The organism is Mycobacterium sp. (assembly GCF_032159565.1).
Lineage (GTDB): Bacteria > Actinomycetota > Actinomycetes > Mycobacteriales > Mycobacteriaceae > Mycobacterium.
The window spans coordinates 1-4532 of the sequence record NZ_JAVHWR010000136.1; the positions used below are offsets into that span (position 1 = coordinate 1).

At 65.6% G+C, this 4532-nt stretch carries 5 protein-coding genes; 3 read left to right on the forward strand and 2 right to left on the reverse strand.

What is annotated here, in order from left to right:
- Nucleotides 1-20 precede the first annotated feature (20 nt).
- Nucleotides 21-1115, forward strand: coding sequence for a potassium channel family protein (locus QOC76_RS18350; protein ID WP_526358937.1), 1095 nt, complete (start codon nucleotides 21-23; stop codon nucleotides 1113-1115).
- Between the two features lie 8 nt (nucleotides 1116-1123).
- Entirely contained in the window at nucleotides 1124-2047 is a 924-nt protein-coding gene (gene nudC / locus QOC76_RS18355) for an NAD(+) diphosphatase (RefSeq protein ID WP_526358945.1), read from the forward strand.
- A gap of 138 nt (nucleotides 2048-2185) precedes the next feature.
- On the opposite strand, the gene QOC76_RS18360 is transcribed toward nudC, so the two are convergent.
- Nucleotides 2186-3496 carry a cytochrome P450 gene (locus QOC76_RS18360; protein ID WP_526358939.1) on the reverse strand — a complete coding sequence of 437 codons (1311 nt, stop codon included), beginning with the start codon at nucleotides 3494-3496 and terminating at the stop codon, nucleotides 2186-2188.
- Nucleotides 3497-3618: 122 nt separating this feature from the next.
- Between QOC76_RS18360 and QOC76_RS18365 the strand changes: the two genes are divergently transcribed.
- Nucleotides 3619-4308, forward strand: a complete 690-nt coding sequence (locus QOC76_RS18365; protein WP_526358941.1) for a TetR/AcrR family transcriptional regulator — start codon at nucleotides 3619-3621, stop codon at nucleotides 4306-4308.
- On the opposite strand, the gene QOC76_RS18370 is transcribed toward QOC76_RS18365, so the two are convergent.
- On the reverse strand, nucleotides 4309-4530 hold the full coding sequence (locus tag QOC76_RS18370; RefSeq protein WP_526358943.1) for a mycoredoxin: 222 nt from the start codon (nucleotides 4528-4530) through the stop codon (nucleotides 4309-4311).
- Nucleotides 4531-4532 lie beyond the last annotated feature (2 nt).

The following is a 4532-nucleotide window of genomic DNA, read 5'->3' on the forward strand; positions in this document are numbered from 1 at the left end:
CCACCCGATGACGGACCCTCGTGGCCAGAGGTAGGTTGCGTCGGCGGCTGGCCGCGATCGACCAGAGTCTGACCACGCGGCCGGACGCCGATCTGGTCGATGTCCTACGCATTCCGGAGCCGTTCGTCAGCCCGACGCAGCGGATCATCCGCCGCATCATCTACGCGATGTCGGCGCTGTTCCTGGCGGTGTTGATCGTCTACCTGGACCGGCACGGGTACCGGGACGTCGAGAGCAGCCCGAACCCCGACAATCCGCTGTCGCTGCTGGACTGCATCTATTACGCCACGGTGTCGCTGTCGACGACGGGCTACGGCGACATCACCCCGGTCACCCCGTCGGCCCGGCTGGTCAACGTTCTGGTGATCACGCCGCTGCGGCTGGCATTCCTGATCGTGCTGATCGGTACCACTGTCGAGACCCTCACCACGCAGTCGCGCCAGGCATTGAAGATCCAGCGATGGAGGAGCAGAGTGCGCAACCACACCATCGTCGTCGGGTACGGCACCAAGGGCAGGACGGCGGTCGCCGCGATGGTCGGCGACGAGGTCGCACCCGCCGACATCGTCGTCGTCGACGAGGACCCCGCGGCCCTCGAGCGCGCCAAGAGCGCGGGTCTGGTCACCGTCCGCGGCAGTGCGACCGACTCGGACGTGCTGCGCCTGGCCAGCGCCCAGCACGCCAAGGCCATCATCGTCGCCACCAACCGCGACGACGCCGCCGTGCTCGTGACGCTCACCGCGCGCGAACTGGCGCCCAACGCCAAGATCATCGCGGCGGTCAGAGAAGCCGAGAACCAGCATCTGCTGGAGCAGTCCGGTGCGGACTCGACCGTGGTCACCTCCGAGACGGCGGGCCGGCTGCTGGGCATAGCGGTTCAGACGCCGAGCGTTGTCGAGATGGTGGAAGACCTGCTGACACCCGACGCCGGATTCGCAATTGCCGAGCGCGAGGTCGAGCCCAAGGAGGTCGGCGGCTCCCCGCGGCACCTCCCCGACATCGTGCTCGGTGTGGTGCGCAACGGGAAGCTGCTGCGGGTCGACGATCCTCAGGTCGATGCGCTCGAGCTCGGCGACCGGCTGCTGTACATCCGCAGCGTGGAACCCGAGCGATGACCGAACGGATGCCGTCTTTTCAGCTGCGCAATGTGCCGTTGCTGTCCCGCGTCGGTGCCGACCGTGCCGACGCGTTGCGCACCGACATCGACGCGGCGGTAGCCGGTTGGCCGGATGCCCTTCTGCTGCGGATTGATTCGCGCAACCAGGTGCTGATCTCCGACGGGCAGGTGGTCCTCGGCAAGGCCACCGCACTTGGGAACAAGCCAACCGACCACGCGGTGTTCCTGGGCCGGATGACCGACGGCAGGCATGTCTGGGCGGTGCGCAGCGCACTCGTCGCCCCGGAAGCCTCCGGCGAGACAGAAGTTCTCGACCTGCGTCGCGCGGGGCACATCTTCGACGACGTCAGCGCGCAGCTGGTGGCGACCGCGACCGCGCTGCTGAACTGGCACGACAGCGCGCGCTTCAGCGCCGCCGACGGGTCACCGACGAAGCTGACCAAGGGCGGGTGGTCGCGGGTCAACCCGGTCAACGGACACGAGGAGTTTCCGCGGATCGACCCCGCGGTGATCTGCCTTGTCCACGACGGGCACGACCGCGCGGTGCTGGCCCGGCAAACCATGTGGCCCGAGCGGCTGTTCTCGCTGTTGGCCGGATTCGTCGAGGCCGGTGAGTCGTTCGAGGCGTGTGTCGCCCGCGAGATCGCCGAGGAGATCGGGCTGACGGTCAGCGAAGTTACCTATCTGGGCAGCCAGCCGTGGCCGTTTCCGCGCTCGCTGATGGTGGGCTTCCATGCGATCGGCGACCCCGAGCAGGAGTTCGCTTTCCTTGACGGCGAGATCGCCGAAGCCGAGTGGTTCACCCGCGCCGAGATCCGCGAAGCGCTCGATCATGGCGACTGGAGCTCCGACTCACCGTCGCGGTTGCTCCTGCCCGGGTCCATCTCGATCGCCAGGGAGATCATCGAGTCCTGGGCGGCGCTGGACTGACGTACTGACTGACGTACCAGCTGGGCAGACTGACGCCCAACCCCCTCTTAGCGCCCAAACCAACATATGGGCGGAGAAGTGCGAGAAGAGCTCGCCATTTCGTCGATTTCGGCGCAAAGCTGAGGCGCCAGTTAGAGATCAGCCCGGGGTGACCGCGGCAGACCGCCGGTTACCGATTTCGGCTGGCATGCAGGCGAATCCGCGCAGATTCACCAGCCCGCGTGGTTGCGGCGCCGAAGCGAGCCGAAGATCGGGAAACGACTCGAAGAGCGACCGTAACGCGGTGATCCCTTCAATGCGCGCCAAAGCGGCACCAAGACACGCGTGAATGCCGGACGCGAAGGCCAAGTGATCGCGGGCGTTGGCGCGGGTGATGTCGAAGCGCTCGGGGTCGGCGAAGACGTGGGGATCGCGGTTGGCGCCCCCGATCAGCAGAGCCACCATGTCGCCGGCTGCGACGGTGTGGCCCGCGATTTCGACATCGCACAGCGCGGTGCGGGCGGTCATCTGCACAGGGCTGTTGATGCGCAGAATCTCCTCGACCGCGTTCGGCCACAATTGCGAGTCCTCGCGTAGCCGCGAGAGTGCTTCCCGATGCTGCAGCAGCACGAGGATGCCGTTGCCGATGAGGTTGACGGTGGTCTCGAAGCCAGCGCCGATGAGAAGTGCTGCGTTGGCGGTGAATTCGCGGGCGGTGATCGCGCCGTCGGCGGCCAACTTGCTGAACGGAGTGTCGCCGGCCGCGCCGGTGCGCAATTGATGGAAGCGTTCCCGAAGTTCGTCGTCAGCGAGCCGCAACCGGTCGATGGCTCGACGATAGGTCGGCCAGCCGATCCCGATGTCCAGCAGTGGGGCGCCGCTGTGGCCCCACTCCAACAGCCGTGGATGCGTCTCGGCGGGCAGGTCGAGGATTTCGGCGATGATCGCCACCGGCAGGCGCGAGGCGAAGTCGGCGATCAGATCCGCCTGCGTTCTGCGGGCGAGTTCGTCGATCAGATTCTCGGTTACTTCGGCGACCAGGGTGTCGAGTCGCTCGATCGACCGCGGCGTGAAACTCTGCGCCACCAATTGCCGATATCGCGTGTGCTCGGGCGGATTCACGATCACCATGGCGGGCGGCTCGACTGGATTGGCGACGCCGGGATCGGTTCGAGCTATCAACGTCGTCAACGGCCACGGCAGCTTCATAGCTGACGGCGGTGTGACACCGAATCGCTTGTCTCGCAGAATGTCTCGGCATACGTGGTAATCCACGCTCACCCAGGTGAACGGGGTACGCACCAACGGACCGCGGGCCCGAATCTCCTCCATCGCAGGATAGGGATCGTTGCCGCGGCCGTGACTTGCGATCAGTCGGGCCAACGGATCACCTTGGCGGGCCCGGACCTTCATGAACATCCGGGGCACGCCGTGCATTGCCATCCACCTCGCCTGCAGTCCGACGCCCATATCGACCCCCTAGCAACGGCGTACCGCTATCCTGAGACGGGCGAGACGATGAAACGCTTATTGTCTCGCATGGTTCGAATCGACCATACGGCGACCCCGCTAAAGGAGCAAGGAACAGTTACGTGGCCGCAACCCGAACGGCAGAGTTCGTCCGACGCGTGTCCGAGCCGGATCCCGCTGTCCTCGCCCATCTGAAAGACCCCGACGAGATCACGACTCGCATCTTGACAGCCGCGCTCGAACAGGCCGAACTCGTCGGGATCCGTCGGACCACCATGGACGACGTCGCGCGCCGCAGCGGCCTGGGTCGTGCCACGCTGTACCGCCGGTTCCCCACGAAGGCCGCTCTCATCGACGCTCTGGTCCTCGCTGAAGCACACCGCTACTTCGAGGGCATTGCTCGTGCCCGCTCGCACGCCACCACCTTGGAAGACCGCCTGGTCTACGAAACGGTGTTCACAGTGACCTTCTTGCGGGAGCATGCTCTGCTCAGGAAGCTACTGCGGACCGAGCCGGAGGCGATCCTGCCGAGCCTGACCATCGATGCCGATCCGATCGTCGAATTTGCCACCCGCATGTCCGCTGACGAGTTGCGCGCCCAGATCTACGGCTCGACCCCAACGACGCCGGATCAGGAGCGCCACCTGCGAACTGTCGCCGAACTGCACACCCGATTGACGTTGTCCTTCATCGTGACACCACACACCGGCATCAACCTGGCAACCGTCGAGGACACCCGTGGCTACGTGCGCAACTACCTGCTGCCGATGATCATCGTGGCCACGGACTCAACGGCGTCCGAACAGGACTGACTAACCCAGCTTTTTCTTGACGTCGCGTGCGCTCGGATTCGTCAGGGTGGACCCGTCGGGGAACTTCAGTGTCGGCACGGTCTGGTTGCCGGCGTTTACCGACATCACGAATTCCGCACCGGCGGGGTCGCTTTCGATGTCGACCTCGGTGTAGCCGATCCCTTCGGCCTTCAGCGCGGTCTTGAGCCGGAAACAGTAGCCACACCACGACGTGGTGTACATGG